This is a genomic window from Streptomyces sp. NPDC054786, from assembly GCF_053611685.1.
In genome coordinates this window covers 1-26,370 of record NZ_JBSHAW010000036.1, presented here as the reverse complement: position 1 = coordinate 26,370, position 26,370 = coordinate 1, and the positions used below count along the sequence as shown (strand labels likewise).

Below are 26,370 nucleotides of genomic sequence, written 5' to 3'. Positions count from 1 at the left end.
ACGTTGCGCAAACTCCCCGGTGCGGACGACGGCCGGTATCGCGGCCGTTGCTCACAGCAGAAAACCTGCGGGAAACGGGTCGGACGGGTCGAGGAAGTACTGCGCGGTGCCGGTCACCCACGCCCGGCCGGTGACGGTGGGGACGACGGCCGGGAGCGAGCCGACCGTGGTCTCCGAGACCAGCCGGCCGGTGAACTCCGTTCCGATGAACGACTCGTTGACGAAGTCCTGGTGAAGGGGCAGTTCGCCGCGCGCATGCAGCTGTGCCATCCGTGCGGAGGTACCCGTGCCGCACGGCGAGCGGTCGAACCATCCGGGGTGGATGGCCATCGCATGCCGGGAGCGGGTGGCGTGGGACCCCGGCGCGGCGAAGTAGACGTGCTTGAGGCCGCCGATCCTCTCGTCCTCGGGGTGGACCGGCCGCTCGGCGGCGTTCACGGCGTCCATGAGGGCGAGTCCGGCGGCGAGGATGTCCTTGGCCCGGGCCCGGTCGAAGGGCAGGCCGACGCTGTCCAGCGGCAGGATCGCGTAGAAGTTGCCGCCGTAGGCGAGGTCATAGCGGAGCGTGCCGTAGCCCGGGACGGTGACCTTGCGGTCGAGTCCGGCGCAGAAGGCGGGCACATTGGTGAGGGTGACGGCCGTGGCCGCCCCGTCCCTCACCTGCACCTCGGCGGTGACCAGTCCGGCGGGGGTGTCGAGCCGCACCCTGGTCACGGGCTCTTGGACCTCCACCATGCCGGTCTCGACGAGGACGGTGGCCACCCCGATCGTCCCGTGGCCGCACATCGGCAGATAGCCGGAGACCTCGATGAACAGGACGCCGTAGTCGGCGTCGGGGCGTGTCGGCGGCTGAAGTATCGCGCCGCTCATGGCGGCATGGCCGCGCGGCTCGTACATCAGGAGCGTACGGACGGCGTCGCGGTGCTCGGCGAAGTGCAGTCGGCGCTCGGCCATGGTGGCGCCGGGAATGGCGCCGACGCCGCCGGTGATGACGCGGGTGGGCATGCCCTCGGTGTGGGAGTCGACGGCGTGGAACACATGGCGGGTGCGCATGCGGAGTCCCTCTCAGTGGTGGCCGTCGGCGAGGAGCTTCCCGGTGGCGGCGCGGACCGCGGCCGCCTGCTCGGCGGTGAGCGGGGAGCGGGGCGGGCGGGTCGGGCCGCCGCGGTGTCCGGCATGGTCCATGGCGAGCTTGATCGCCTGCACGAACTCGGGCTTGGAGTCCCAGCGCAGCAGCGGATGCAAGGTGCGGTAGAGGGGCAGCGCGGTGTCGAGGTCACCGGCGACGGCGGACCGGTAGAGGGTGCTGCACGCTTCGGGCAGCGCGTTCGGACAGCCCGCGATCCAGCCAACGGCGCCGGCGAGGGCGAGTTCGAGCAGAACATCGTCGGCGCCGATCAACAGGTCCAGTTCCGGCGCGACTTCGGCGATCTCGTACGCCCTGCGGACGTCGCCGCTGAACTCCTTGACGGCGACGATGCTGCCGTCGTTGTACAGCTCGGCGAGGAGGCCGGGAGTGAGGTCGACCTTGGTGTCGAAGGGGTTGTTGTAGGCGACGACGGGCAGGCCGGCCGCGGCCACCTCGGCGAAGTGGGCACGGACCGCGGCCGGTTCGGCACGGTAGCCGTTGGGCGGCAGCAGCAGTACGGAACCGGCACCCGCCTCGGCGGCCTGCTCGGCCCAGCGGCGCGAGGCGGCGCTGCCGTAGGCGGAGACACCGGGCATCACCCGGTCGCCGTCACCGGCGGCTTCCACCGCGGTACGGAGGACACGGGCGCGCTCTTCGTCGGTGAGCGTCTGGTACTCGCCGAGGGAGCCGTTGGGGACGACGCCGTCGCAGCCGGCGGCGAGGAGCCGGGCGACCTGCGCGGCGTAGGCGTCGTGGTCGACGGAGAGGTCGTCGCGGAAGGGGAGGGCGGTGGCAACCATGATGCCGTGCCAGGGGCGGGTGCGCGTGACCATACGAAGTCTCCTTCTATGAGGTGTGACATTTTACTGAGTGTCCCAGGGACTTGCCAAGGTCGCCCGGAGGTTGGACTAGCCCTGTTCTCCGGCGAGTTCCCCCAGGACGACGGGACAGGCGAGTGGTCTGCGGTCGGCCGCGGGCCCGGCCTCCCCCGCGAGGCGGGCCACCGCTGAGCCGCACATCCGCCCCTGGCACCAGCCCATTCCGGCCCGGGTGAGCAATTTGACGGTGCGGGTGTCGCGGGCGCCGAGGCCGGCGACGGCTTCCCGGATCCGCCCGGCGGTGACCTCCTCACAGCGGCAGACGTCGGTGTCCTCGCGCAGCCAGTCGGTCCAGCCGGGGCGCGGCGCATGGGCGGCGGCCATGGTCCGGGCGAACCGGCGCAGCCGGTCGCGGCGCCGCCGCAGCGCGCTGCGGGCAACCCGGTGCGCGATGCTGTGGGCCGCCAACTCGCCCTCGGCAAAGGCAAGTTCCGCACCCCCGACGCCGCCGGCCTCACCGGCGGCCCAGACCCCGTCGACCGTGGTCCGCTGCTGGTCGTCGAGGAGCAGCGCCCAGGTGCCGTCCGGGGTGCGGCGGGTGGCGCAGCCCAGCGTGGTGGCCAGCTCCAGTTGCGGTACCAGCCCGTACCCGACGGCGAGCGCATCGCACGGGATGCGCCGTCCGGTCCCCGGCAGCGGCCGCCAGTCCCGGTCGAGCCGGGTCAGGGTGACGGCCTCGACCCGGTCGGCGCCGTGCACGGCGGTGATCGCGCTGCGGGAACGGATGCGTACGCCGTGCCGGAGCAGGGTGGCCCCGTGCGCGGCCCCTTCGGCGAGCTTGCCGGGGTTGGCGGCCAACGTACGCGGGGCGCGGGCGTATCCGGCGTAACCGCTCGCCTCGGCGACGACCGGCACCGTGGCGCCGGCCGCGGCGAGCGATCCGGCAACGGCGAGCAGCAGCGGCCCGCTGCCCGCGACCACGATCCGCCGCCCCGGCAGCACCAGCCCCGCCTTGAGCATGGCCTGCGCGCCGCCCGCGCCGACGACACCGGGCAAGGTCCAGCCGGGGAAGGGCAGTTGACGCTCGTGCGCGCCGGTGGCGAGAAGCACCTTCCGCGCGGTCACCTCTGCCCGGCCCTGCGCTCCGTCGGGCCCGGTGACCGCGTGCACGGTCCAGTGCGCGGTGTCCCGGGTGACGGCCCAGACGTGGTGCGCGGCGAAGTGGCTCACCCGGCCCGCGGCGAGCTGCTCGTCCAGCCGCGCGGTGCGCCGCGCGAAGGCGCGCCAGGAGTGATGCAGGGCCTCGGGGCGGGTGGCGCCCAGTCCGGGGGCCGGCTGCCGGTAGAACTGCCCGCCGGGCCGGGCGGCCGCGTCGACGAGCGCCACCCGCAACCCGAAGCCGGCGGCCGTGACGGCGGCGGCGAGCCCGGCCGGCCCCGCGCCGATGACGACGAGGTCATGGGTGTCAGACGGTGAGTTCGGCACGCCCGTGACCCTCCTGGGTGGTGATCGCGTCCCCCGGCCTGGCGGGCACCAGACAGGCCCGTTGGTTGGGTTGACCGTTGACGGTGGCCAGACAGTCGAAGCAGGAGCCGATTCCGCAGAAGGCCCCGCGCGGCCGCCCGTCGCCCCGGGTGGTCCGCCAGGAGAGCACCCCGGCCGCCCAGAGTGCGGCGGCGACGGTCTGACCGGGCAGCGCGGGCAGCGGCCGCCCGTCGAAACTGATCTCGAACGCCGGTCCTGGCTCGGCCCGTACGAGGTCGGCGGGGTGGCGTCGGGGCATGTCCGGACTCCTCTCTGTGGTGGTGAGCGGGCGACGTGGGCGCCAACGGGGCCGGAACCAGGGGTGGTCGGGTGTGGCGATCCCGGCACCGGCCGGCCCGGCCCTTTCCGGACCGGCTCCGTCCGCCTCGGCCCCGTCCACCCCTGCCCCCGCGGGCTCGGCCCCGCTCATCCCTGCCCCGCCCCTTCGGCGAAACGATCCGGGCGGAATGGCCGCGCGTCCAGCGGGCCGGGGGCTTCCGTCAGCGCGGCCGCGATCAGCCGGCCGGTGGCCGGGGCGAGGCCGATGCCCGCGCCCTCGTGGCCGCAGGCGTGCAGCAGGCCCGGGAGGCGTGGGTCGGGGCCGATCGCCGGGAGGTGGTCCGGGAGGTAGGGCCGGAACCCCTGGTACGTGCGCATCACCCGGACACCCGCCAATACGGGGAACAGAGCCGCCGCCTGGGCGGCGAGCCGGCGCAGCACCTCGACCGAGAGCGTGCGGTCGAAGCCGATGCGTTCGCGGCTGGCACCGATCAGGACCGGCCCCGCCCGGGTGCCCTCGACGACGGCGGAGGTCTGCAGCGCGGCCGACCCGCTGGCCACATCGGCGACATAGTCCGCGGCGTAGACCTTGCGGCGCACGACGCGTGGCAGCGGCTCGGTGACCAGGACATATCCCCGACGGGGCAGGACGGGGACGGTCACCCCGGCGAGCGAGGCCAGCCGGCCGGCCCAGGTACCGGTGGCGTTCACGACCGCGGGAGCGAGGAGGTCGCCCTGCGGGGTCCGGACGCCCCGTACGGCCTTGCCGGGCCCCCGCAGAACGGCCGTGACCTCCGCGCCCAGATACAGCCGCGCCCCGGAGGCGCGCAGCAGATGGGCGGCGGCGAGGGCGGGTTGGACCTGGGCGTCCTGCGGGTAGAGGACGCCTCCGGCGAGGCCGGGTGCCAGATGCGGTTCGGCGTCCTGCAGCCGGTCGGCGGACAGGCAGGCGCTCTGCACGCCCGCCCTGCCCTGCGCCGCGCGGAACGAGCGCAGCGAGGCCATACCGGCCTCGTCGGAGGCGACGACCAGCCCGCCCTTCGTCTCGTACTCGATCTCCGGCGGGAGCTCGGCGGCGAGTTCGCGCCACAGCCGGGTGGAGAGCAGCGCGAGGTCGAGTTCGGGCCCCGGTTCCTTGTCGGAGACGAGCAGATTCCCCTCACCGGCGCCGGTGGTGCCGCCCGCGACGGGGCCGCGGTCGACGACGGCGACGGAGAGGCCGGACCGGCCGGCGTAGTAGGCGCAGGCGGCGCCGACCACTCCGGCCCCGACGATGACCACATCCGGAGCATCCAGGGGCTGACTGCGTCTCGTGGGCACGTCAGTAATATGTCACACAACACATGTCCCGGAAAGGGGACTTGGCGGGTCCCGTCGAGGGGCACCCGGCCCCACGGGAATCGCCGCTCCCGGAGTCCGGCGGCTTCGCTGACGGCAGCGCGCCTCGTCACCGCCCGCGGTCTAGCGTGGAGGGATGAACGAGACCGGGGCGGCGGGGTCGCCGCCAGGACCTGGCGACAGTGCCTTTCCCGCCTCTCAGGCGGGGCGGTGCGGCGGGCTCGCGGAGCTCGATGCACAGCTGGTCCGCTGCCGGGCCTGTCCCCGGCTGGTGGAGTGGCGGGAGGAGACCGCCGCGCATCCGCGTGCGGCGTTCCGGGACCAGGAGTACTGGGCGCGCCCCGTGCCGGGGTTCGGCCCGCCGGACGCGTCGCTGGCCATCGTCGGGCTCGCACCCGCCGCACACGGCGGCAATCGCACCGGCCGGATGTTCACCGGGGACGCCTCCGGCGACTTCCTGTTCGCCGCTCTCCATGCGGTCGGTCTCGCCTCCCGGCCCACCGCGACGCACCGGGGCGACGGGCTGGAGCTGTACGGCGTGCGGGTCACCGCGCCGGTCCACTGTGCTCCGCCGGAGAACAAGCCGACGCCCACCGAGCGGCACACCTGCCGGCCGTGGCTGTCGGCGGAGCTCGAACTCCTCAGCCCCGGCCTGCGTACGGTCGTGGTGCTGGGTGCCTTCGGCTGGCAGGCGCTGCTGCCCGTACTGGGCGAGGCGGGGTGGCCACTCCCCCGGCCCCGCCCCGCGTTCGGTCACGGCGTGCAGCTGACCCTGCCCGCCACCGGGCGGCGGCGGGAACTCCAGGTACTCGGCAGCTACCACCCCAGCCAGCGCAATACGTTCACCGGCCGGCTCACCTTCGACATGCTCGTCGATCTGCTCGGACGCGCGGCGGGGCTCGCGGGGCTCGAGCGTTCAGTGGACTGACACCCGGACAGCCGGGAATCACGCATACGCCGCCATGCGGCCCTGGACGGCGACTTCTATCCTGAGAAACAGGACGGCTGCGCAGACCGGTGGGTTACGGCTTTACGGGCGAGGAGTGCTTGTGCGCCATCACCTGGCGGGCCAGGCCGAGGAGGCCGCTTCGGGCGGCGGCTCCTTCTCGCACCGGGACCGGGCAGTGATCGTCGCTGCCGCGCTGTCCATCCTCATCGTGCAGATGGACTGGTTCGCGCTCGATCTGATGCTCCCGGTCATCGCCAGGGATTTCGGCACCTCGTCGACCGACCTCCAGTGGCTGATCAGCGGTTACATGGTCGCCATCGGCGCCTTGATGATCGTCGGTGGCCGGGCCGCCGACCTGCACGGGCGGCGACGGGTCATCGTGATCGGGCTGACCGTGTTCGCCACCCTGTCCGTGGTGTGCAGCGCCGCCCAGAACGCGCCCTGGCTGATTGCCGCGCGGGTCGTGCAGGGGGTCGGTGCGGCCTTGATCTTTCCCGTTTCCGTGGCGGTGGTGACCAGTTACTTCCGGGACGACCGGCAGGGGCGGGCGGTCAGTACGGTGCTGGCGTTCAGTTCCGTCGGCACCGCGCTGGGCCCGTTCGTGGGGGGTGTCTTTGCCGAACACGTCAGCTGGCGTGCGGTGTTCCTGCTGAATGTGCCGGTGTGTCTGGTCGCCGCGCTGCTGGTGCTGCGCTTTGTCCCCGAGACCCGCGACGAGCGGGCGACCCGCCGCCTCGACCTGCCCGGCGCGGCGGCCGTCGCCCTCGGTCTGACGTGCCTGATGGTCGCGGTCGACCAGGGGCAGGGCTGGGGGTGGGCCTCCGCCCCCACCCTGGCCACCGTCGCCGTCGGTATCGCCTTCCTCGCGCTGTTCGTGGCGGTGGAGCGGCGGACGCCGGAGCCGTTGATCGATCTGTCGCTGTTCCGCAATGTGAAGTTCGATGTGATCACCCTCGCGGGTTCGCTCTCGAATGTGGTCTATTGCCTGGTCGCGGTGCTCTCGGCGCTCTATCTGCAGCAGGCGCGGGGGCTGTCGCCGTCGCACGCCGGGATGGTCTTTCTGGCGCTCTCCTGCGGGGTCGGAGCGGCCAGTTACCGGGCCGGGCGGCTGGCCCTGCGCTGGCGTGCCGAGCGGTTGATGGCCTGCGGCATGCTCACCAGCGGCATCGGGGTGCTGGTGCTGACCTGGGTGCGGCCCCTGGGCTGGTACGCGGTGGTCTTCGCCGTCTGCGGGGTGGGCATCGGGCTGGGGTGGGCACTGACGAACGTGGCCACCCAGGCGCATGTCCCCGCGGAGCGGACGGGCGCGGCATCGGGTCTGGTGCTGACGTCCCTGGTGCTGTTCGGTGCGGCGAGCGTGGCGGTCGCGACGACGGTGCTGGAGGTCATCAGCGGCTCCCCGTCGACCGCGGCCGCCGACGGTCCCGCCATCGAGGCCGTCCTGCGCGGCACTTCCGTGCTGGCCTTCCTCGGCGCCTTCGGTCTGCTCGCGGTCACCGCCCCACGGCTGCGTGCGCGCAGGGGTTCACCGCTCTCCGACTGAGGGCATGGCGGAGGGGCCGACGGTGGAGCTTGCCCTCCGGCCGTGGCCCCACCTGTCACCGCGCCCCGTACACCGGCTGTGGTGTGCCCGCGGCGGCCAGCAGCTCACGGGCCGTCTCGCCCGCCTCGGCCGGTGTCCAGCGGCTCTTCCTGTCCGCGGTGGGGCCGGGGCGCCAGCCCTCCATCACGGTGATCCGGCCCGCCTCGGCCTCGAAGACCCGGCCGGTGACCCCGGCGCTGCCGGCCGAGGACAGCCAGACCACCAGCGGGGAGACGTTCTCCGGGGCCATTGCGTCGAACTCCCCCTCGGCCGGCGCCGCCATCGTCCCGGCGAAGGTCTGCTCGGTCATACGGGTACGGGCGGCCGGCGCGATGGCGTTGATCTGCACGCCGTAGCGGGCCAGTTCGGCGGCGGCGACGAGGGTGAGGCCGAGGATGCCGGCCTTGGCGGCGGAGTAGTTGCCCTGGCCGACGCTGCCGAGCAGCCCGGCGCCCGAACTGGTGTTGATGATCCGGGCGTCGGGCGTACGGCCTGCCTTGGCCTCGGCCCGCCAGTGGGCCGAGGCGTGCCGCAGCGGCAGGAAGTGGCCCTTGAGATGGACCCGGATGACGGCGTCCCAGTCGTCCTCGTCGAGGTTGACGAGCATCCGGTCGCGCAGGAAGCCGGCGTTGTTGACGAGGATGTCGAGACGGCCGAAGGCGTCCAGGGCGGTGGCGACGAGCGAGGCGGCGCCGTCGGTGGTGGTGATGTCGCCGGTGTGCGCGACGGCCCGGCCGCCGCGGGCACGGATCTCTTCGGCGACCTGCTGGGCCGGTCCGGCCGAGGCACCGGCTCCGTCGGCAGCCACACCGAGGTCGTTCACCACCACCTGGGCGCCTTCGGCGGCGAGGGCCAGCGCATGGGCGCGGCCGAGGCCCCGGCCGGCTCCGGTGACGGCGGCAACGCGTCCCGTGCAGATTCCGGTGCCGGTCATGTCCGTTCTCCTGTTCCGGTCATGTCAGTGGTCCTTCGTGGCGTCGGGCTCGGCGGGATGGTTGACGGTGGCGGCGTCGAGGAAGGCGGGGCGCTCCCCGCCGCCATGGACGAGCAGGCTCGCGCCGGTCAGATAGGCGGCGCGGTCGGAGGCGAGAAAGACGCAGGCGTCGCCGATCTCGGCGGGTTCGGCGAGCCGGCCGAGCGGGACGGTGGCCCCGACGGCCGCGATGCCCTCCTCGTCGCCGTAGTGCAGGCCGGCGAGTTCGGTGCGCACCATGCCGAGGACGAGGGTGTTGACCCGGACGTGGGGAGCCCATTCGACGGCCATGGAGCGGGCGAGGTGGTCCAGGCCCGCCTTGGCCGCGCCGTAGGCGGCGGTGCCGGGCGAGGGGCGGGTGCCGCTGACGCTGCCGATCATGATGACCGAACCGCCGGCCGGCCCCTCCCGCATCACCTCGTACGCGGCGAGCGAGGCGGTCAGCGGTGCGAGGAGGTTGAGTTCCACGACCCGGGCGTGCCGCTCGGTGTCCGCCTCCCCGAGCAACCGGTACGGCGTGCCTCCGGCGTTGTTGACCAGACAGTCCAACCGGCCGTGATCGGCCATGACTTGGGCGAAGAAGGGGCGTACGGCGGCCGGGTCGCGCAGGTCGAGGGGGCGGAAGTGCGCAGGGCGGCCGGCGGCCGTGACGGGGGTGTCCGGCGGCCGTCGTGCGCAGACCACGACCTCCGCACCGGCCTGCAGGAAGGCGCGGGCGATGCCTGCGCCGACGCCCCGGGTGCCGCCGGTGACGACGGCCAGTTGCCCGGACAGATCGAGAGCCAGGCTCAACGGGCACCCCTCCCGCAGCGCGCCATCCGCTGCTAACTTCGCTACCTAACAAACGCTTGGTGGAAAGGTAGCTGATCTGCTCATGGGTGTCTCCACCTCCGAGCCGGACCAGGGCATCGCCGTCGTCACCGCCGACTTCCCTCCGGTCAACGCCCTTCCGGTACAGGGCTGGTACGACCTCGCCGACGCCGTGCGCGCGGCCGGCCGTGACCCCGGCATCCGCTGCGTCGTCCTCACCGCGCAGGGCCGCGGCTTCAACGCCGGGGTCGACATCAAGGAGATGCAGCGCGACACCGCGTCCGGCGGGCACGGGGCCCTGATCGGCGCCAACCGCGGCTGTGCCGAGGCGTTTTCGGCGGTCTACGAGTGCGAGGTACCCGTCGTCGCGGCGGTGCACGGCTTCTGTCTGGGGGGCGGCATCGGCCTCGTCGGAAATGCGGATGCGATCGTGGCCAGCGACGACGCCACCTTCGGACTTCCGGAGCTGGACCGCGGCGCGCTCGGCGCGGCCACCCATCTGGCCCGGCTGGTCCCGCAACACCTGATGCGCGCGCTCTACTACACCTCCCGCACCGCCACCGCCGCCGAGCTGTGGGCGCACGGCTCCGTCTGGAAGGTCGTCCCGCGCGCGGAACTGCGCGAGGCCGCACGGGACTTGGCCCGGGAGATCGCCCGGAAGGACGGCTCTCTTCTCCGTCTGGCCAAGGCCGCCCTCAACGGCATCGACCCCGTCGACGTACGGCGCAGCTACCGCTTCGAGCAGGGCTTCACCTTCGAGGCGAACCTCAGCGGAGTCGCCGACCGCGTCCGCGACACCTTCGGCACGCCGGGCGGCACACCGACGAAGGAAGGCTGATCCGTGACCGACAAGACCATGACGCCCGAGGACGTCGTCTCCCGGCTGCGCAGCGGCATGACCCTCGGCATCGGCGGCTGGGGCTCGCGCCGTAAGCCGATGGCGCTGGTGCGGGCGCTGCTCCGCTCCGACATCACCGACCTGACCGTGGTCTCGTACGGCGGTCCCGATGTCGGCCTGCTCGCCGCCGCCGGCCGGATCCGCACACTCGTCGCGGCGTTCGCGACCCTCGACTCGATCCCCCTCGAACCGCATTTCCGCGCGGCCCGTCAGCGCGGCGCGTTCGAGCTGACGGAGATCGACGAGGCGATGTTCATGTGGGGCCTGCACGCCGCCGCCAACCGGCTGCCGTTCCTGCCGGTACGGTCCGGCCTCGGTTCGGATGTGATGCGGGTCAACCCCGGCCTGAAGACCATCACTTCGCCCTACGAGGACGGCGAGACCTTCGTCGCGATGCCGGCCCTGCGCATGGACGCGGCACTGGTCCATCTGCACCGCGCCGACCGGCTCGGCAACGGCCAGTACCTGGGCCCCGACCCGTACTTCGACGATCTGTTCTGCGAGGCCGCGGACAGTGCGTATGTCTCCTGCGAACGGCTCGTGGAGGACTTCGCCACGGCCGCCCCGCAGACCCTGCTGGTCAAGCGGCACTCGGTCACCGGGGTCGTCGAGGCCCCGAACGGTGCGCACTTCACCTCCTGCGTCCCCGACTACGGACGTGACGAGGCCTTCCAGAAGCTGTATGCGACCACGCCCTGGCCGCAGTTCGCCGAGCGGTTCCTGTCCGGGGACGAGAAGACGTACCGGTCCGCGGTCCAGACCTGGCACGAGGAGCAGCAGTGAGCGCCACCACGACGACCCGCGCCGAGTACTGCGTCATCGCCTGCGCCGACGCCTGGCGCGACAACGGCGAGGTGCTCGCGAGTCCGATGGGCCTGATCCCGTCGATCGGCGCCCGGCTCGCCAAGCGCACCTTCTCCCCCGATCTGCTCCTCACCGACGGCGAGGCCATGATCGTCGGCCTCGACGGATCGGCCGAGGGCTGGCTGCCCTACCGTCAGCACCTCACCATGGTCACCGGCGGCCGGCGCCATGTGATGATGGGCGCGAGCCAGCTCGACCGCTTCGGCAACCAGAACATCTCCTGCATCGGCGACTGGCAGCGGCCCGCGCGCCAGCTTCTCGGCGTCCGCGGCGCCCCGGTCAACACCCTGAACAACCCGGTCAGTTACTGGGTGCCGAAGCACTCGAAACGGGTCTTCGTCGAGAAGGTCGACATGATCAGCGGGGTCGGTTACGACAGCGCGGCCGCCGCCGGGCCGTCCGCGACCCGCTACCACCGCATTCCGCGCGTCGTCTCCGACCTCGGTGTCTTCGACTTCGAGACCGCGGACCGCGCCATGCGGCTGGCCTCCGTGCATCCCGGCGTGACGGTCGAGGAGATCCAGGAAGCCACCGGGTTCCCGCTCGCGCTGCCCGGCGAAGTGCCCTGCACCCGGGAGCCCACCGCCACCGAGCTGCGGCTGATCCGTAGGGTCATCGACCCGGAGGGGCGGCGCAACGGCGAGGTGCCGACGGCATGACGGACGTCAGGATCGAGACGCCGCTGACCGAGCTCGTCGGGGTGCGCCATCCTCTCGTGCAGACCGGCATGGGGTGGGTGGCGGGGCCCCGGCTGGTGTCGGCCGCGGCCGAGGCGGGCGCCCTCGGGATTCTCGCCTCGGCCACCATGACCGTCGAGCAGCTGCGCTCGGCGGTCCGCGAGGTCGCCTCCCGTACGGACGCACCCTTCGGGGTCAACCTCCGCGCGGACGCGGGAGACGCGGGCGACCGGGTGCGCCTCATCGTGGAGGAGGGTGTGCGGGTCGCCTCGTTCGCCCTGGCCCCCTCCCGTGAGCTGATCGCCCGGCTGAAGGACGCGGGGGTCGTCGTCATCCCGTCCGTCGGCGCCCGCCGCCACGCCGAGAAGGTCGCGGCCTGGGGCGCGGACGCGGTCATCGTCCAGGGCGGGGAGGGCGGCGGCCACACGGGGACCGTCGCCACGACCGTGCTGCTCCCGCAGATCGTGGACGCGGTCGATATCCCGGTCATCGCCGCGGGCGGCTTCTTCGACGGCCGGGGCCTGGTCGCGGCGCTCGCCTACGGCGCGGCCGGTATCGCCATGGGCACCCGTTTCCTGCTGACGTCGGACAGCACCGTGCCCCGGGCCGTACAGGACCGCTATCTGGCCGCGGGCGTCAAGGACATCACCGTCACCACGAAGGTGGACGGTCTGCCCCACCGGATGCTGCGCAGCGAGCTGGTCGCGGCGCTGGAGCGGTCCGGGCGCGCCACCACGCTGTTCACCGCGCTCCGCCGGGCCGCATCGTTCAGGAAGCTGTCCGGCCTGAGCTGGGCGCAGATGGTCCGTGACGGCCTGGCGATGAAGCACGGCAGGGACCTCAGCTGGAGCCAGGTCCTGCTCGCCGCCAACACCCCGATGCTGCTGAGGGCGTCCATGGTCGAGGGCCGTACCGATCTCGGTGTGATGGCCTCCGGACAGGTCGCCGGTGTGCTCGGGGATCTGCCGTCCTGCGCGGAGCTCGTCGACCGGATCATGGCCGAGGCGGGCGCGACGCTGGGCGCGCTGCCGCGCTGAACGGCCACCGCGGCCCGCCGGGGTGCCGGTCCGGGACGCCGGGCCGGCGGTCCGTCCTACGTGGGCGGCGGCCTGACGGCCGGTCAGAGGCGCTCGATGACGGTGACGTTGGCCTGCCCGCCGCCCTCGCACATGGTCTGCAGCCCGAACCGGCCGCCGGTGCGCTCCAGTTCGTGCAGCAACGTGGTCATCAGCCGGACGCCGGTCGCGCCGAGCGGATGGCCGAGAGCGATGGCGCCGCCGTTGACATTGACCCGCTCCGGGTCGGCGCCGGTCTCCTTCAGCCAGGCCAGCACCACGGGCGCGAACGCCTCGTTGATCTCCACCAGGTCGATGTCGCCGATCGACATCCCCGCCTTCTTCAGCGCGTACGCCGTCGCCGGGATCGGTGCGGACAGCATCCGGATCGGGTCCTCACCGCGCACCGACAGATGGTGGATGCGGGCCCGCGGGGTGAGGCCGTGCTCGGCCACCGCCCGCTCGGAGGCGAGAAGCATGGCGGCCGCGCCGTCGGAGACCTGTGAGGAGACCGCCGCGGTCAGCCGGCCGCCCGCAACGACCGGCGCCAGCCCGGCCATCTTCTCCAACGAGGTGTCACGGCGGGGGCCTTCGTCGGCGGTGACGTCCCCGTAGGCGACGATCTCGCGGTCGAAGCGGCCCTCATCGATGGCGCGGACGGCCCGCCGGTGCGAACGGAGTGCGAACTCCTCCATCTCCTCCCGGGAGATGTGCCACTTGTCGGCGATGAGTTCGGCGCCGTGGAACTGGTTGACGGGCGCCTCGCCGTAGCGGGCCCGCCAGCCCTCGGAGCCGGCGAACGGGCCGTCGGTCAGGCCGAGCGGGGCGGCGGCCTGCCGGCTGGCGAAGGCGATCGGGATCTGCGACATGTTCTGCACACCGCCCGCGACCACCAGATCCTGGGTGCCGGAGAGCACGCCCTGGGCCGCGAAGTGCACGGCCTGCTGCGACGAGCCGCACTGGCGGTCGACGGTGACTCCGGGCACCTCCTCGGGCAGTCCGGCGGCCAGCCAGCAGGTCCGGGCGATGTCCCCGGCCTGGGGGCCCACGGTGTCCAGACAGCCGAAGACGACGTCCTCGACGGCGGCCGGATCGGCGCCGCTGCGCGCCATCAGCGCCGTCAGCACATGCGCGCCCAGGTCGGCGGGGTGGACGGCCGACAGACCGCCGCCCTTCCTGCCCACCGGGGTGCGGACCGCGTCGACGATATAGGCCTCGGACATGGGGTCTCCTTGGTCAGATTCTGCGGACGTGGCGGCCGGTTCCGCAAGGTGGTGCCGGCCGGCGGGCGCCGGCGGGCGGTCTCCCCGGAGCCGTACGGCACCCCGGCCCGCCGCGCCTCACGCGTGCTGGGAGCTGACGGACACCGTTTCCCCGGTCATGTACGAGGCGTAGTCGCCGGCCAGGAAGACGATGACATTGGCGACCTCCCAGGGTTCGGCGTAGCGGCCGAACGCCTCCCGCTCGGTGAGCTCCGCCAGCAGTTCGGGCGTGGTCACCTTCGCCAGGTGCGGGTGCATCGCGAGGCTGGGCGAGACCGCGTTGACACGTACGCCGTACGCGGCGGCCTCCATGGCGGCGCACCGGGTCAGCGCCATCACCCCGGCCTTGGCCGCGGCGTAGTGGGCCTGGCCGCGCTGGGCACGCCAGCCGACGACCGAGGCGTTGTTGACGATCACGCCGCCGCGGCCGGCGGCCTGCATCCGGCGCAGGGCGGCCCGGGTACAGCGGAAGGTGCCGTTCAGGGTCACATCGAGGACCGTGCCCCACTGGGTGTCGGTCATCTCGACGAGGTCTGCGGTGCCGCCGAGCCCGGCGTTGTTGACCACGATGTCGAGGCGCCCATGGCGCTCTTCGGCAGTGTCCAGCAGGGCGTTGACCTGGTCCTCGTCGGTGACATCGCAAGGCAGCGACGCCACCTGTCCGGCGCCGAACTCCTCGGCGAGCGCCTCGGCGGTAGCCGTCAGCCGGCGCGCATGGGCGTCACCGAGGACCACCCGGGCGCCCTCCTCCAGGAATCTGCGGGCGGTGGCACCGCCGATGCCGGCTCCGGCGGCCGCGGTGATGACGGCGGTGCGGCCGTCGAGCAGATGGTGGCCGGGCACGTAGGGCGGCGGTGTCATGCGTGAGCCTCCTCTTCCCGCAGCCGGCTGCGGATCCCGGGGCGAAGGCTCTCGACGGTGGCGGGGGCCTCGACGCCGCTCATGCCGGTACGTTAACCTACCAAACACTTGTTAGGGAAGGAGGGCGGATGCCCGCTGCCCGCAACGACGCGCCCCCGCGCGACGAACGCCAGGGCCCGGTCGCGCCCGTCACCCGGGAGGCGGGGGCCTGATGGACCTCGACATCTCCGCCGCCGAGGAGGCGTTCCGGGCCGAGGCCCGCGCCTGGCTCGCCGAGCAGGTTCCCGCCCGTCCGCTGCCGTCACTGGAGACCGCGGAGGGGTTCGCCGCGCACCGGGAGTGGGAGCATCGGCTCGCCGCGGACCACTGGTCGGTGGTCTCCTGGCCCGAGGAGTACGGCGGCAGGGGCGCTTCGCTCCTGCAGTGGCTGCTGTTCGAGGAGGAGTACTACGCCGCGGGCGCCCCCGGGCGGGTCGGCCAGAACGGCATTCATCTCCTCGCCCCCACCCTCTTCGCGCACGGCACCGACGAGCAACGCGCCCGCGTCCTGGGCCCCATGGCGCGCGGGGAGGTCATCTGGGCGCAGGCCTGGTCGGAGCCGGAGTCGGGGTCGGATCTGGCGTCGCTGCGCTCGACCGCCGTACGGACCGAGGGCGGCTGGCTGCTGAACGGGCAGAAGACCTGGTCGTCCCGGGCCGCGTTCGCCGACCGGGCCTTCGGGCTGTTCCGCAGCGACCCGGACGCCGCCCGGCCGCACCAGGGGCTCAGCTATCTGATGTTCCCGCTGGACGCACCGGGCGTGACGGTACGTCCGCTCGGCCGCCTGGACGGCAAGCCGGCCTTCGCCGAACTCTTCCTCGATGAGGTCTTCGTGCCGGATACGGACCTCATCGGCGAGCCGGGGCAGGGATGGCAGGTCGCCATGAGCACCGCCGGCAACGAACGGGGCCTGACGCTGCGCAGTCCGGGCCGCTTCACCGCGGCCGCCGGGCGGCTGGCCGCACTGTGGCGCGAGGCCCCCGGGACGGCCGGCCCGGCCCTCGGCGAGCGGGTGGCCGACGCGCTGATCGGCGCCAGGGCGTATCAGCTGTTCACCTACGCCAACGCCTCCCGGCTCGCCGACGGGGGGTCGATCGGCGCCGAGTCGAGCCTGAACAAGGTCTTCTGGTCCGAGCTCGACATCGCCCTGCACGAGACCGCGCTGGACCTGCTCGGCCCGTACGGCATGCTCGCCGATGACGCCGACGAGGCCCCCGCGCACGGGAGTTGGGCCGAGGCGTACACCTTCTCGCTCGCCGGGCCGATCTATGCCGGCACCAACGAGATCCAGCGGGACATCATCGCCGAGCGGCTGCTCGGTCTGCCGAAGGGACGCCGGTGATGCGCTTCCTCCTGACCGCTGAGCAGCGGGAGTTCACCCGCACGCTGGACGGCATGCTGGGGGCTTCCGGCACCCCGGCCGTGGTGCGGGCCTGGGCGGCCGGGGAGCAGAAGCCGGGCCGTGAGCTGTGGGCGCGGATCGCGGCCGCGGGTGTGTTCGCGCTCGCCGTTCCGGAGCGGCACGGAGGAATGGGGCCGCTGCCGGTCGAACTCGCCCTCTCCTTCGTGGAGTTGGGTCGGCATGCCGTGCCGGGTCCGCTGGCGGAGACAGTGGCGGCGGCCGCGTTCCTGGCGCGTCTCGGCGAGGATGCCGCGGATGAGGCCGGGCTGCCGCGGATCGCCACGGGCGATGCGGTCGTCAGCCTGTGCGCCGGGGCCCCGTACGCCGTGGACGCGGATGCCGCCGACGGCGTTCTCGTCGTCCAGGGCGACACCGTGCGCCGCGCGGACAGCCACGGCCCCGTGCAGCCCTCCCTCGACCCGGCCCGGCGGCTGTCCCGCCCGCTCGGCGGCACCGTCCTGGCCGAGGGCCCCGCGGTGACCGAGGCCGCCGCACACGCCGTCGATGTCGCACGGCTCGCCACCGCCGCGCAGTCCCTCGGCCTCGGCCGGGCCCTGCTGGCGGCGACGGTGTCCCACGTCCGGCAGCGCACCCAGTTCCAGGTGGCCATCGGCTCGTTCCAGGTGGTCAAGCACCGGCTGGCGGACACCCTGATCGGGCTGGAGTTCGCACAGCCGCTGGTGTATGCGGCGGCGCTCGCGGTGGCGTCGGGTGCCCCGTCGGCCGGCCGGGAGGTGGCGGCGGCGAAGGTCGCGGCGGGCGAGGCCGGTTATGCCGCGGCGCGTACGGCACTGCAGTTGCACGGCGCCCTCGGTTACACCGAGGAACTCGACCTCTCGCTGTGGATCCGCAAGGCCCGCCCGCTGCGGGACGCCTGGGGAACCCCGGCCGAGTGCCGCGCCCGCGTCCTGGCCGGCTGACGTCGCGGGCGCCTGACATCACGGGCGCCGCGGACGAGGGCGCGATCCACGGGGTCCAGGTGGCGTCAGCCGCGTGAGTGGATTCACCATTCACACTTTGCGACGGGAGAAGTTGCAGGTCAGAAGCGTGAAATGTGATCCAGGGGCGCGTCAACACTCTGTTGATGCCCGGTGCCGGGTTTCGTTACGGTGATACCGTCGTGAGACACCACGAGGGGCTCCGCTCTCCCGAGCTGCAACTCGGAAGGTTCACAGCGGAACCCCTCGCACCGTTGTCGAAAGGCCCTGGCTGATTCATCAGCTGGGGCCTTTCGTCTTCAGAGCAGCCGGTGCACCCTGTCGATCACTGCCAGCGCGAGCATGGCCACGGCAACGAATGCCGACACGCGCGGCGCGGTGATCCTGGGCGACCAACGCTCTTTCCAACGGTCCCGAATTCTCCCCAAGAGGATCTTCAAGACCGTCTCCTTCCCACCCCCCCCGTCAGGGCGGCAGTCATACGGGATTCAGTCCCGCACCGTGAAGGCGTTCGCACCCCCAGCTGGCTGAGCACGAACGACCCGAAGGTTCGTAGAGCTTATCCCGACCGCTACACCGTGTGCGGACGGCGTTACCGTGCGGCAAACCGCCCAAAAACGGAAGTTGATCACATGAAGGCGCTGCTCAGGGCCTTGAGGGTCACTGCGTGCCTCGTTATCAAGTGTGGCGCTTGCCTCACTCAAGCCAAAGCGTCCTAAATGGCCATCTAACTGGCATGTATTCCATGGGTAACCTTGTTTTCCATGGTCTAATCCCGCTCAGAATGACCATCTCCAGCCCGTAAAACACTCGCTCCACGCCTATTTGGCACTGAGTGCCAGGAAGCTTGCCGCTGGAGCGTCAGGAAAGTGGTGTGAGTGCCATGCATAGTTAGCACTTAACGCGCGAATGCGACTTAATGGACCTCAGATTCCAAGCCCGCATTGCGTCTTTTTACCCCTATAAACCATTCGCTGGGTTCTCCCCACGCGTATGCGCACGCCGGTTTCCGGGGTGCGGCAGGGGACGGCCGCATCGCCGGCACCTGCCTCGCCGCCGGCCGCCAACCGCCAACCGCCAACCGCCGGACAGAGCCCGCCGCCTCGCCCGGCGCCCGGCCAACAGCCCGGCACCCCGGACCGGGCAGCGGCATACGAGCACAACGCCCCTACGGGCGCTTGCGGTCCAGCGCCTCCAGGTCGGCCAGCATCGCATCGGCCAGATCCCGCTCGGAGGCGTAGTGCCGCTCCGACCACTTCAGGACGAGTGAGGGGTAGGCCGAGGAGTCCTCCGCGGGGGCACCCTCGGCGTCGGTCTCGGCACGCTGCCGCATCGTTTCCGCGTACTCCCGGTGCCGGCCCAGCACTTCACGCATCTGCTCGGCCTCCAGCAGATGGCCGAGCCACAGCCGCAGCATCACACCGTGCTTGAGGACGGGGGGTTCCACCGGCGCCTCGTGCGCCCAGTGGCGGACCGCCGCCAACCCTTCGTCGGTGATCACATAGACCCGCTTGTCGCGGTTGCCGGTCTCCTGGGCGACCATCCGCGAGCTGACGTAACCCACCTTCTCCAAGCGCTTCAGCTCGCCGTAGATCTGGCTGAAGGAGGGGCTCCAGTAGAAGAAGCGCAGCGACCCGTCCGACCATTTCTTCAGGTCGTAACCGGACAGCTCCTCACCGAAGGAGAGCAGGCCCAGTACCGCCCAACTGGTGGCCGGCAGCGCAGGTCGCTCCGCATCGCCGACGCTCACGGCGCCCGCCTTCTTCTCCGTCACGTTCCGCAGTGTACGGTCCGCGTCCGCGCCCGCCTGACCGGCCGTCGCCAACTGCCCCTCCCCGTACTCGTGTTCCCGCTGCACGCATTTCCCCCGGGAAGGTGCCCGTGGTTGGTTGCGCGCCGTGAGCCGGACCGGGGGCGACGGGGGGACTCCACCGGGGCACGCCCCCGGCCGCTGACCGGGCGCTCGATGCCGCCGCCGGCCGGCTGCGCGGTGCGGACCGGGACCCGCTGGCCAATAGTGGAAAGGTGAGCCCGCTACAGGGAGCTTCCCCGCGGTCCGGGCCGCGACGGTCGGCCGGCGGGCCCGTCGGGGCGCTGCTGCGCAGACTGCGCTATCTGCTGGAGCACGGCAGACGCAGCTTGCGCGGACACCGCTCCGTCGTCGGCAACGCGGTCCGGGTGACAGCCGCCTCCTGCGTGGCCTTCTACTTCTGCCGCTACGCGCTGAACCTGACCGTCATGTCCGTCTACGCCACGTTCACCGTCGTGGCACTCGGCGTGCTCGCCCGGATCCCGGGGTCCGGGCGCCAGCGCGCCGCGACCGTCCTCACGGCGATCCCCGCCGGACTGGTGCTGGTCACGCTGGGCACACTGCTCGCCGTACAGACATGGGCAGCCGTGCTGGGCATGCTCGTCATCGGATTCATGGTGGCGTACGCGGGCACCACCGGGCCGCGGATCGCCGGGGCGGCACCCGGGATGCAACTGCTCTACATCCTGCCGTGCTTCCCGCCCTACGCCCCGGACGCCCTGAGCCAGCGGCTGTCCGGCTTCCTGCTGGGCGCGGTCCTGCTCGCGCTGGCCCAGCGCTTTCTGCTGCCCGAACCGGACACCCCGCCCTTCTGCCGGCTGCTGGCCGATGCCGCCGACGCCGCCGCGCGCCTGGCCGACCATCACGGCGGCCCTCTTCCCGTGCAGGCGCTCGCCCAGGCGCACCGGGCCGGGGACGCCCTGCGTCCGTCCCGTGTGCCGCCGGCCGATCGGCCCGCCTCCCCCACCCTCACCCACAAGGCCATGGCGCATGCCACCGAGGCGGTCCGCACCCTGCTGGCCCGGCTGGCCGCCCTGCACACCGCGGCCGGGCCGCACGACGTCTACCACCCGGAGACGGTGGTGCTGCTCCAGGGCATCAGCGCGGCGGCCCGTGAGGCGGCGACGGCGCTGCGGCGGGGCGAGCGGCTGCGGCCCGGCGAGGGGCCGTCCGCCGCGGTCCTGCGGAGCGAGCTGGCCCCTGTACGGGCCCACCGGGCCGTGGACACGCTGGAGCGGCTCAGCACCGATGACCGGCTGATCTATCTGCGCCGCCGGTCCCAGGTGGTGCAGGCCGCCGACTGCGCCGTCGTCCTCGCCCTGGCCACCCGGCTGCTGCTCGGCGACCGGTCCGTCGAACAGTGCCCCGACGGGCACACCTTCACCTATGCGCAGGCGCGCGCCCATGAGCTGTGGTGGCAACGGCTGACCACACATCTCACACCGCGCTCGGTGATCTTCCAGAACGCCTGCCGGTTCGCGCTCGGCCTGGCCACCGCGCGGGCCGTCGCCGGACTCCTCGACCTCCAGCACGGCTTCTGGGTTCTGCTGGCGACGCTCACCCTCACCCGTACCACCAGCCTGGAGACTTGGTCCGCGGTCCGGCAGGCGCTGATCGGCACGCTGGCCGGCGCGGTGCTGGCCGGCGGGCTGCTGGCGCTGGTCCACGACCGGGAGACGGTGTACGCGGTCGTACTGCCGCTGGTGATGCTGGCGGCGTTCATCCTGGGGCCGCTGCGCGGGCTGGCCTGGGCCCAGGGCGGGTTCACGCTGGTGGTGGCCACGCTGTTCGCACAGGTCTCCCCCGTCACCTGGCAGCTGGCCCCGGTCCGGCTGGTGGATGTGCTGGTCGGCAGCCTCATCGGACTGGCCTGCGGGCTGGTGGCCTGGCCACGGGGCGCGGGCCGCGAGGTGCGCCGAAGCATGGCGGGCCTGTGCTCGGCCGTCGCCGACGCCATCGGGCACACCACCGCGCGGGTCGTCGAACACTCCGGCAGTACCGACTTCTTCGCGATCAACCGGGCGCTCACCCTCGCGCAGGAGAGCCTGGCCCAGTACCAGTGCGAGCCGCGGGACGAGGCCGCCGGGCAGCCGGACTGGCCCTCGGTGCTGGTCGCCGGGGCGGACGCGCGGCGCGGTGAACGGCTGCTGCCCGGCCGGCCCGGACGGATCGCCCCGCACGAGGTCGGTGCCTGGCTGCGCCATGCGGCCGACCGGACGGCAGCCGACTACCGGTCCCTGGCCCGGCGTCTTCGCACGGACAGCGACGTGCCCCGGGAAGACGCCCGGCCGCTGGACATCCGCGCGCTGTTGGCGGTGGCTCCGGCCGTACCGCACAACAGCCCGGACCGGGACACCCGCGCGCTCTCCGCCGCGCTGCTCATCGACTCGGTGATCTGGCTCGATGCGCTCACCGCCGATCTGGACCGGATCCACAAGGAGGTGTGACGCCGCGCCGCCGGAGGGCGTGCGCCCCGGGTCAACGCGTGCCCGGCGGCCGCCACTCCAGGAGCAGGATCGTGGCGTCGTCACTCAGCCCCTCGTGCCGGCTCTCCAGAATGGCGTGCATCAGCTGGCGGAGCGCCTCGGAGGCGAGCTCTCCGGCCGCGGTGGCCCGGATGATGGAGTCGGTGAAGCCCCCCAGGCCGAAGCGGCCGCCGCCGGCCGTGCGGGCCTCGGTCACGCCGTCGGTGTAGAGCAGCACCCGGTCCCCCGGCTCCAGCGCCTCCCGGTGGACCGTGCGCGAGGCGTCGGCGAGGGTGGCGGGCGTGCCCATCGGAGGTTCGCCGGGGCGTTCCAGCGCCTTGTCGAGGACCTGGTGGTCGCGGATCAGCAGGGGCGGCGGATGGCCGCAGTTGCACCAGGTCAGCACCCCGCTGAGGAGATCCAGCCGGGCGGCGATGCCGGTGCAGTACTGCTCGGGCAGCCAGTCGGCGAGCACCTGGTCCACGGTCTTGACGAGTTCGGGCAGGTCAGCGCCCATCCGCCGCGCGCTGCGGCAGCCGGCCATGGCGATCGATGTGGTCAGTCCCGAGGCGAGGTTGTGCCCCATCGCGTCGAGGATCACCGCATGCAGCGTCGACTCGGTCAGCGCATGGTCGAAGGCGTCTCCGCCCAGTTCGTAGGCCGGTTCCAGGACGGCGGTGGACACGGCCCGCGCGGCGCCGACGGTCCGAGGGGGCAGCAGGGAGCGCACCAGCTCGGCGGGCAGCGTCATCGTGTCCGTACGGGTCCGCTGCACCAAGTGATCGCTGACGCGCCACCGGGAGGTGATCGCCATGGACAGGACCGCCACCAGCGTCCGGCAGCGGCGCAGCAGGGCGCCGTCCAGTGCGTCGACCTGCATCCCCACCACCCCCAGCCGGTCCGCACCGTCGATCAGCGGCAGCCAGACGACCAGCGGGCCGGCGGAGCTCTCCTCGACGCGGAGCCCCAGCGTGCGATAGGCCCAGCCGGCCGGCGACTCGTCCACCAGGAGCCGTTCCCCGCCGGCGAGGGGCGTCAACTGCCGCTGCTGGAGGTCCACGAGGTAGACGGTCACCCGGCGCAGGCCGATCTGCGCGGCGTAGCGGTCGACGAGGGCCTGGAAGTGTGACGGGGGTGCGGTGTGGACGGCAGCCAGGAATTCCTGCAGCAGATGTTCGCCGTCACCAGCAGGAACACTCTCGACGGCCATCCCCGCGTCCCTCCGAGCGCCGTGCATCCCTTGAGCACTGTGAGCCAAGTGCCTTTCGGGCGCCCGCGCCATCCGGGAGTGCCATCCGGCGGACCGGGCGCTCCGGGGCCGGATGCGGGGCACCGGGCCGTGGCCTGCCCGGGTGCGGATGGAGTTGCGGGCCCTGATCCTGAAGCAGTGGAGTCGTGTGTGACGTGTGGCGTCGCCTCTCCCGGGCATCCGCCGGACTAGAGCACGAAGCAGAAGCAACAGCACAAGGAACCCGACCAGGCAGCATGTCGCGGTACCGCCGTGGCAGCGGAACGGACACACATGGGCAATGGATTCATGGGTCCGGAGGGTTACGGCCCGGACTCCTTCGGTGACTTCCTCGCGCGCTTCTTCGGTGCCGCGCAGTCCGCGAGCGGCGAGCCGGGGAAGCCCGCGCCCCGGCAGGCGGACATCGCACGCATGATGAGCGGTCCCGCCCGGGATCTGGTGACCTCCGCAGCCGCTTACGCCGCTGAGCACGGCAGCCCCGAACTCGGCACCGAGCACCTCCTGCGGGCCGCCCTCGCCGCCGAACCGACCCGCAGCTTGCTGCAGCAGGCGGGGGCGGACCCCGACGCGCTGGCGGCCGAGATCGACCGCGGCGCAGGTTCGGGGCCGAAGCAGTCCAGCGTCGCCGTGACCCCTGCGGTCAAGCGGGCGCTGTTGGGCGCGCACGATCTGGCGCGGGACCACGGATCCTCGTACATCGGCCCGGAGCACGTACTGGACGCGCTGGCGGCCAACATGGACTCGGCAGCGGGGCGCATTCTGAACCTCGCCCACTTCGATCCGCAGGCCGCACCGCAGAGCAGCCCCGGCACCCCGCCCGCGGGACCCGATCACGGCACTCCGCCGAAGCACGACACACCGACCCTGGACAAGTACAGCCGCGATCTGACCGACCTGGCCCGGGCGGGCCGGATCGACCCGGTCATCGGCCGCGAGGAGCAGATCGAGCAGGCCATCGAGGTGCTCTCCCGCCGGGGGAAGAACAACCCGGTGCTGGTCGGCGATGCGGGGGTGGGCAAGACAGCGATCGTCGAGGGCCTGGCCCAGCGGCTGGCCGACGGAGACGTCCCCGAGAACCTGTCGGGCCGGCGCGTCGTCGCCCTGGATCTGACGGCCGTCGTCGCCGGCACCCGCTACCGCGGTGACTTCGAGGAGCGGATGAACGCCATCATCGACGAGGTCCGCACACACCCCGGCTCCCTGATCGTCTTCATCGATGAGCTGCACACGGTCGTCGGCGCCGGCGGGGGCAGCGGGGACGGCGGTTCCCTGGAAGCGAGCAATATGCTCAAGCCCGCCCTGGCACGTGGCGAAATGCATGTCATCGGCGCCACCACCCTGGAGGAGTACCGGCGGAACATCGAGAAGGACGCCGCGCTCGCCCGCCGTTTCCAGCCCATCCTCGTGCCCGAGCCAAATGTCGCCGACACGGTGCAGATTCTGCGCGGGCTGCAGGACCGCTACGAAGCACATCACCAGGTGCGCTACACGAACGAGGCGCTGCTCGCGGCGGTCGAGCTCTCGGACCGCTATATCGCCCACCGCTTCCTGCCCGACAAGGCGATCGACCTGCTCGACCAGGCCGGTGCACGGGTCCGGCTCCGCTCGGGTGCCAAGGGCACCGACGTACGCGATCTGGAACGCGAGCGGGAGCAGCTGGTCAGGGACAAGGACCAGGCGGTCGCCGCGGAGCAGTACGAGCGGGCGACCGAGCTGCGTGACCGGGTCGCCGAACTCACCGTGCGGATCGAGGCCGGTCAGGGCAAGCCGCCGAGCGACTGCCGGATCGTGAAGGTCACCGCCGAGGACATCGCCGAGATCGTGTCGCGGCAGACCGGCGTGCCCGTGAGCAGCCTGACCCAGGAGGAGAAGGAGCGGCTGCTCGGGCTGGAGGAACGGCTGCACACCCGGGTGATCGGCCAGGACGACGCGGTCACGGCCGTCTCCGAGGCGATCCTGCGTTCGCGGGCCGGCCTTGCCGACCCCGACCGCCCGATCGGCAGCTTCCTGTTCCTCGGTCCGACGGGCGTGGGCAAGACCGAGCTGGCCCGCGCGCTCGCCGAGGCGCTGTTCGGCAGCGAGGACCGGATGGTGCGCCTGGACATGAGCGAGTATCAGGAGCGGCACACGGTCAGCCGGCTGGTCGGTGCTCCCCCGGGATACGTCGGGCATGAGGATGCGGGCCAGCTGACCGAGGCGGTGCGCCACCACCCGTATTCGCTGCTGCTGCTCGACGAGGTCGAAAAGGCGCACCCCGATGTCTTCAACATCCTGCTGCAGGTCCTCGACGACGGGCATCTGACCGACTCCCAGGGCCGCCGGGTCGACTTCAAGAACACCGTCATCGTGATGACGAGCAACCTCGGCTCCGAGGCGCTCAGCGGTGGTCGCGGGGTGCTGGGCTTCGGCCCGGAGAGCACGGGGGCGGAGGCCGGCGACGGCGCGCGGGAACGGGCGCTGGGCACCTTGCGCGAACACTTCCGCCCGGAATTCCTCAACCGCCTCGACGAGATCATCGTCTTCCGCCGGCTCACCGACGACCAGCTGCGTCAGATCACCGGTCTGCTGCTCGACGGGACCACCCGCAGGCTGCGCGCCCAGGACATCTCCGTCGAGTTCACGCCCGGCGCCGTGGACTGGCTCACCCACCGCGGCCACCGGCCCGAATACGGGGCCCGGCCGCTGCGGCGCACCATTCAGCGGGAGGTCGACAATGCGCTCTCGCGGCTGTTGCTGGACGGTGCGCTGTCGGCCGGTGGCACGGTGCGCGTGGAGGTGAAGGACAACGAGCTGGCGTTCCGCACCGACGAGAAACAGCCGGGTGCCGGGTGACCCCGCTGGGCCCGCGCGACACGTCCCAGGGGCGTCACGAGTCGCCGGAGGAGCGGGCCGACCGGCGGTGGAACGAACTGTTGCAAGAGGTGCGGGTGATCCAGACCGGGGTGCAGATCCTCTTCGCGTTTCTGCTCACCGTCGTCTTCACCCCGCGCTTCGTCACGCTCGGACAGACCGACAAGGCCATCTACGTGGTGACGGTCCTGCTGGGGGCGGCCACGACCGGCGCGCTGATCGGCACGGTCACCTTTCACCGGCTGGTCACCGGGCACCGGTTGAAGCCGGAGACGGTGCTGTGGGCCTCCCGCCTGGCCGTGCTGGGGATCGTCCTTCTGCTGGGGACGGTCGCCTCCGCGCTGCTGCTGATCCTGCGCATCGCCCTGCACAACTCCGTGGTCGTCTGGATCGTCGCGGGGCTGGTCGCCTGGTTCGTGATCTGCTGGTTCGCGCTGCCCGCCTGGATTCTGCACCGGTATTCGTCCAAGGACTGAGCGGGCACGTTCCGCGCAGTCCGGCTCCTCCGGCGCCTGATCCTCTTCCGGCTCCCGATGCCCCGGGCGGTCACGCGCGTCAACGGCCGCCAAGGGCGCGGGCCGAGACCCTGACCTGGGTC

General features: G+C 72.4%; 23 protein-coding genes. 11 read left to right on the top strand and 12 right to left on the bottom strand.

Going from position 1 to position 26,370, the window contains the following annotated elements; all coding sequences use genetic code 11:
* Positions 1–51: 51 nt before the first annotated feature.
* From ACWGI6_RS27585 to ACWGI6_RS27565, 5 genes are all read right to left on the bottom strand, one after another.
* A complete protein-coding gene (locus ACWGI6_RS27585) occupies positions 52–1,053 on the bottom strand; it encodes a proline racemase family protein (RefSeq protein ID WP_453270015.1) in 1,002 nt (333 codons plus the stop codon).
* 12 nt (positions 1,054–1,065) lie between these two features.
* A complete protein-coding gene (locus ACWGI6_RS27580) occupies positions 1,066–1,962 on the bottom strand; it encodes a dihydrodipicolinate synthase family protein (RefSeq protein ID WP_453270014.1) in 897 nt (298 codons plus the stop codon).
* Between the two features lie 75 nt (positions 1,963–2,037).
* A complete protein-coding gene (locus tag ACWGI6_RS27575) occupies positions 2,038–3,432 on the bottom strand; it encodes an FAD/NAD(P)-dependent oxidoreductase (protein ID WP_453270013.1) in 1,395 nt (464 codons plus the stop codon).
* Positions 3,413–3,730, bottom strand: coding sequence for a (2Fe-2S)-binding protein (locus ACWGI6_RS27570; RefSeq protein ID WP_453270012.1), 318 nt, complete (start codon positions 3,728–3,730; stop codon positions 3,413–3,415). Before ACWGI6_RS27570 ends, ACWGI6_RS27575 begins: the two co-directional genes overlap by 20 nt.
* 167 nt (positions 3,731–3,897) lie before the next feature.
* Complete coding sequence (locus ACWGI6_RS27565) at positions 3,898–5,070, bottom strand: NAD(P)/FAD-dependent oxidoreductase (RefSeq protein ID WP_453270011.1); 1,173 nt, start codon at positions 5,068–5,070, stop codon at positions 3,898–3,900.
* 154 nt (positions 5,071–5,224) lie between these two features.
* Between ACWGI6_RS27565 and ACWGI6_RS27560 the strand changes: the two genes are divergently transcribed.
* Both ACWGI6_RS27560 and ACWGI6_RS27555 read left to right on the top strand, forming a co-directional pair.
* On the top strand, positions 5,225–6,016 hold the full coding sequence (locus ACWGI6_RS27560; RefSeq protein WP_453270010.1) for a uracil-DNA glycosylase: 792 nt from the start codon (positions 5,225–5,227) through the stop codon (positions 6,014–6,016).
* A gap of 121 nt (positions 6,017–6,137) precedes the next feature.
* Positions 6,138–7,580 (top strand): MFS transporter, encoded by a 1,443-nt coding sequence (locus ACWGI6_RS27555; protein WP_453270009.1) that lies wholly within the window; start codon positions 6,138–6,140, stop codon positions 7,578–7,580.
* Positions 7,581–7,635: 55 nt separating this feature from the next.
* On the opposite strand, the gene ACWGI6_RS27550 is transcribed toward ACWGI6_RS27555, so the two are convergent.
* On the bottom strand, positions 7,636–8,553 hold the full coding sequence (locus ACWGI6_RS27550; RefSeq protein WP_453270008.1) for an SDR family oxidoreductase: 918 nt from the start codon (positions 8,551–8,553) through the stop codon (positions 7,636–7,638).
* Between the two features lie 24 nt (positions 8,554–8,577).
* Entirely contained in the window at positions 8,578–9,384 is an 807-nt protein-coding gene (locus ACWGI6_RS27545; RefSeq protein ID WP_453270007.1) for an SDR family oxidoreductase, read from the bottom strand.
* Between the two features lie 82 nt (positions 9,385–9,466).
* On the opposite strand from ACWGI6_RS27545, the gene ACWGI6_RS27540 reads away from it, so the two are divergent.
* Genes ACWGI6_RS27540 through ACWGI6_RS27525 form a run of 4 tightly spaced genes read left to right on the top strand, consistent with a single transcriptional unit; the run spans position 9,467 to position 12,878 of the window.
* Positions 9,467–10,240, top strand: coding sequence for an enoyl-CoA hydratase family protein (locus ACWGI6_RS27540; protein ID WP_453270006.1), 774 nt, complete (start codon positions 9,467–9,469; stop codon positions 10,238–10,240).
* A gap of 3 nt (positions 10,241–10,243) precedes the next feature.
* Positions 10,244–11,083, top strand: coding sequence for a CoA transferase subunit A (locus ACWGI6_RS27535; RefSeq protein WP_453270005.1), 840 nt, complete (start codon positions 10,244–10,246; stop codon positions 11,081–11,083).
* Positions 11,080–11,823, top strand: coding sequence for a CoA-transferase subunit beta (locus ACWGI6_RS27530; RefSeq protein WP_453270004.1), 744 nt, complete (start codon positions 11,080–11,082; stop codon positions 11,821–11,823). The genes ACWGI6_RS27535 and ACWGI6_RS27530 overlap by 4 nt, the downstream gene beginning before the upstream one ends.
* Positions 11,820–12,878 carry an NAD(P)H-dependent flavin oxidoreductase gene (locus ACWGI6_RS27525; protein ID WP_453270003.1) on the top strand — a complete coding sequence of 353 codons (1,059 nt, stop codon included), beginning with the start codon at positions 11,820–11,822 and terminating at the stop codon, positions 12,876–12,878. Before ACWGI6_RS27530 ends, ACWGI6_RS27525 begins: the two co-directional genes overlap by 4 nt.
* A gap of 83 nt (positions 12,879–12,961) precedes the next feature.
* Here ACWGI6_RS27525 and ACWGI6_RS27520 read toward each other — a convergent pair whose 3' ends face one another.
* Entirely contained in the window at positions 12,962–14,119 is a 1,158-nt protein-coding gene (locus ACWGI6_RS27520) for an acetyl-CoA C-acetyltransferase (protein ID WP_453270002.1), read from the bottom strand.
* 117 nt (positions 14,120–14,236) lie between these two features.
* The gene (locus ACWGI6_RS27515) at positions 14,237–15,019 is read right to left on the bottom strand and encodes an SDR family oxidoreductase (RefSeq protein ID WP_453270001.1); all 783 of its coding nucleotides are present in this window, start codon (positions 15,017–15,019) and stop codon (positions 14,237–14,239) included.
* A gap of 211 nt (positions 15,020–15,230) precedes the next feature.
* Between ACWGI6_RS27515 and ACWGI6_RS27510 the strand changes: the two genes are divergently transcribed.
* Both ACWGI6_RS27510 and ACWGI6_RS27505 read left to right on the top strand, forming a co-directional pair.
* The gene (locus ACWGI6_RS27510) at positions 15,231–16,400 is read left to right on the top strand and encodes an acyl-CoA dehydrogenase family protein (protein ID WP_453270000.1); all 1,170 of its coding nucleotides are present in this window, start codon (positions 15,231–15,233) and stop codon (positions 16,398–16,400) included.
* Positions 16,400–17,380, top strand: a complete 981-nt coding sequence (locus tag ACWGI6_RS27505; RefSeq protein WP_453269999.1) for an acyl-CoA dehydrogenase family protein — start codon at positions 16,400–16,402, stop codon at positions 17,378–17,380. Before ACWGI6_RS27510 ends, ACWGI6_RS27505 begins: the two co-directional genes overlap by 1 nt.
* Positions 17,381–17,697: 317 nt before the next feature.
* Here ACWGI6_RS27505 and ACWGI6_RS27500 read toward each other — a convergent pair whose 3' ends face one another.
* The gene (locus tag ACWGI6_RS27500) at positions 17,698–17,838 is read right to left on the bottom strand and encodes a hypothetical protein (protein ID WP_453269998.1); all 141 of its coding nucleotides are present in this window, start codon (positions 17,836–17,838) and stop codon (positions 17,698–17,700) included.
* Between the two features lie 728 nt (positions 17,839–18,566).
* On the bottom strand, positions 18,567–19,172 hold the full coding sequence (locus ACWGI6_RS27495) for a helix-turn-helix transcriptional regulator (protein WP_393904406.1): 606 nt from the start codon (positions 19,170–19,172) through the stop codon (positions 18,567–18,569).
* A 251-nt stretch (positions 19,173–19,423) separates the two neighbouring features.
* On the opposite strand from ACWGI6_RS27495, the gene ACWGI6_RS27490 reads away from it, so the two are divergent.
* On the top strand, positions 19,424–21,655 hold the full coding sequence (locus ACWGI6_RS27490; RefSeq protein WP_453269997.1) for an FUSC family protein: 2,232 nt from the start codon (positions 19,424–19,426) through the stop codon (positions 21,653–21,655).
* A 31-nt stretch (positions 21,656–21,686) separates the two neighbouring features.
* Here ACWGI6_RS27490 and ACWGI6_RS27485 read toward each other — a convergent pair whose 3' ends face one another.
* Entirely contained in the window at positions 21,687–22,883 is a 1,197-nt protein-coding gene (locus ACWGI6_RS27485; RefSeq protein ID WP_453269996.1) for a PP2C family protein-serine/threonine phosphatase, read from the bottom strand.
* 312 nt (positions 22,884–23,195) lie between these two features.
* Between ACWGI6_RS27485 and ACWGI6_RS27480 the strand changes: the two genes are divergently transcribed.
* Together ACWGI6_RS27480 and ACWGI6_RS27475 are read left to right on the top strand one after the other, a co-directional pair.
* Positions 23,196–25,754: an ATP-dependent Clp protease ATP-binding subunit gene (locus ACWGI6_RS27480; RefSeq protein ID WP_453269995.1), complete on the top strand. Its 2,559-nt coding sequence runs from the start codon at positions 23,196–23,198 to the stop codon at positions 25,752–25,754.
* Positions 25,751–26,248, top strand: a complete 498-nt coding sequence (locus ACWGI6_RS27475; protein WP_453269994.1) for a DUF6328 family protein — start codon at positions 25,751–25,753, stop codon at positions 26,246–26,248. Before ACWGI6_RS27480 ends, ACWGI6_RS27475 begins: the two co-directional genes overlap by 4 nt.
* The last annotated feature ends 122 nt before the right edge of the window (positions 26,249–26,370 follow it).

What these genes read in the sequence shown, in the direction of transcription:
- ACWGI6_RS27560 (WP_453270010.1), top strand. Translation starts at nt 5,225, where the DNA reads ATGAACGAGACCGGGGCGGCGGGGTCGCCGCCAGGACCTGGCGACAGT.
- ACWGI6_RS27480 (WP_453269995.1), top strand. Translation starts at nt 23,196, where the DNA reads ATGGGCAATGGATTCATGGGTCCGGAGGGTTACGGCCCGGACTCCTTC.
- ACWGI6_RS27540 (WP_453270006.1), top strand. Translation starts at nt 9,467, where the DNA reads ATGGGTGTCTCCACCTCCGAGCCGGACCAGGGCATCGCCGTCGTCACC.
- ACWGI6_RS27525 (WP_453270003.1), top strand. Translation starts at nt 11,820, where the DNA reads ATGACGGACGTCAGGATCGAGACGCCGCTGACCGAGCTCGTCGGGGTG.
- ACWGI6_RS27580 (WP_453270014.1), bottom strand. Translation starts at nt 1,962, where the DNA reads ATGGTCACGCGCACCCGCCCCTGGCACGGCATCATGGTTGCCACCGCC.
- ACWGI6_RS27510 (WP_453270000.1), top strand. Translation starts at nt 15,231, where the DNA reads ATGGACCTCGACATCTCCGCCGCCGAGGAGGCGTTCCGGGCCGAGGCC.
- ACWGI6_RS27505 (WP_453269999.1), top strand. Translation starts at nt 16,400, where the DNA reads ATGCGCTTCCTCCTGACCGCTGAGCAGCGGGAGTTCACCCGCACGCTG.
- ACWGI6_RS27585 (WP_453270015.1), bottom strand. Translation starts at nt 1,053, where the DNA reads ATGCGCACCCGCCATGTGTTCCACGCCGTCGACTCCCACACCGAGGGC.
- ACWGI6_RS27520 (WP_453270002.1), bottom strand. Translation starts at nt 14,119, where the DNA reads ATGTCCGAGGCCTATATCGTCGACGCGGTCCGCACCCCGGTGGGCAGG.
- ACWGI6_RS27515 (WP_453270001.1), bottom strand. Translation starts at nt 15,019, where the DNA reads ATGACACCGCCGCCCTACGTGCCCGGCCACCATCTGCTCGACGGCCGC.
- ACWGI6_RS27550 (WP_453270008.1), bottom strand. Translation starts at nt 8,553, where the DNA reads ATGACCGGCACCGGAATCTGCACGGGACGCGTTGCCGCCGTCACCGGA.
- ACWGI6_RS27570 (WP_453270012.1), bottom strand. Translation starts at nt 3,730, where the DNA reads ATGCCCCGACGCCACCCCGCCGACCTCGTACGGGCCGAGCCAGGACCG.
- ACWGI6_RS27485 (WP_453269996.1), bottom strand. Translation starts at nt 22,883, where the DNA reads ATGGCCGTCGAGAGTGTTCCTGCTGGTGACGGCGAACATCTGCTGCAG.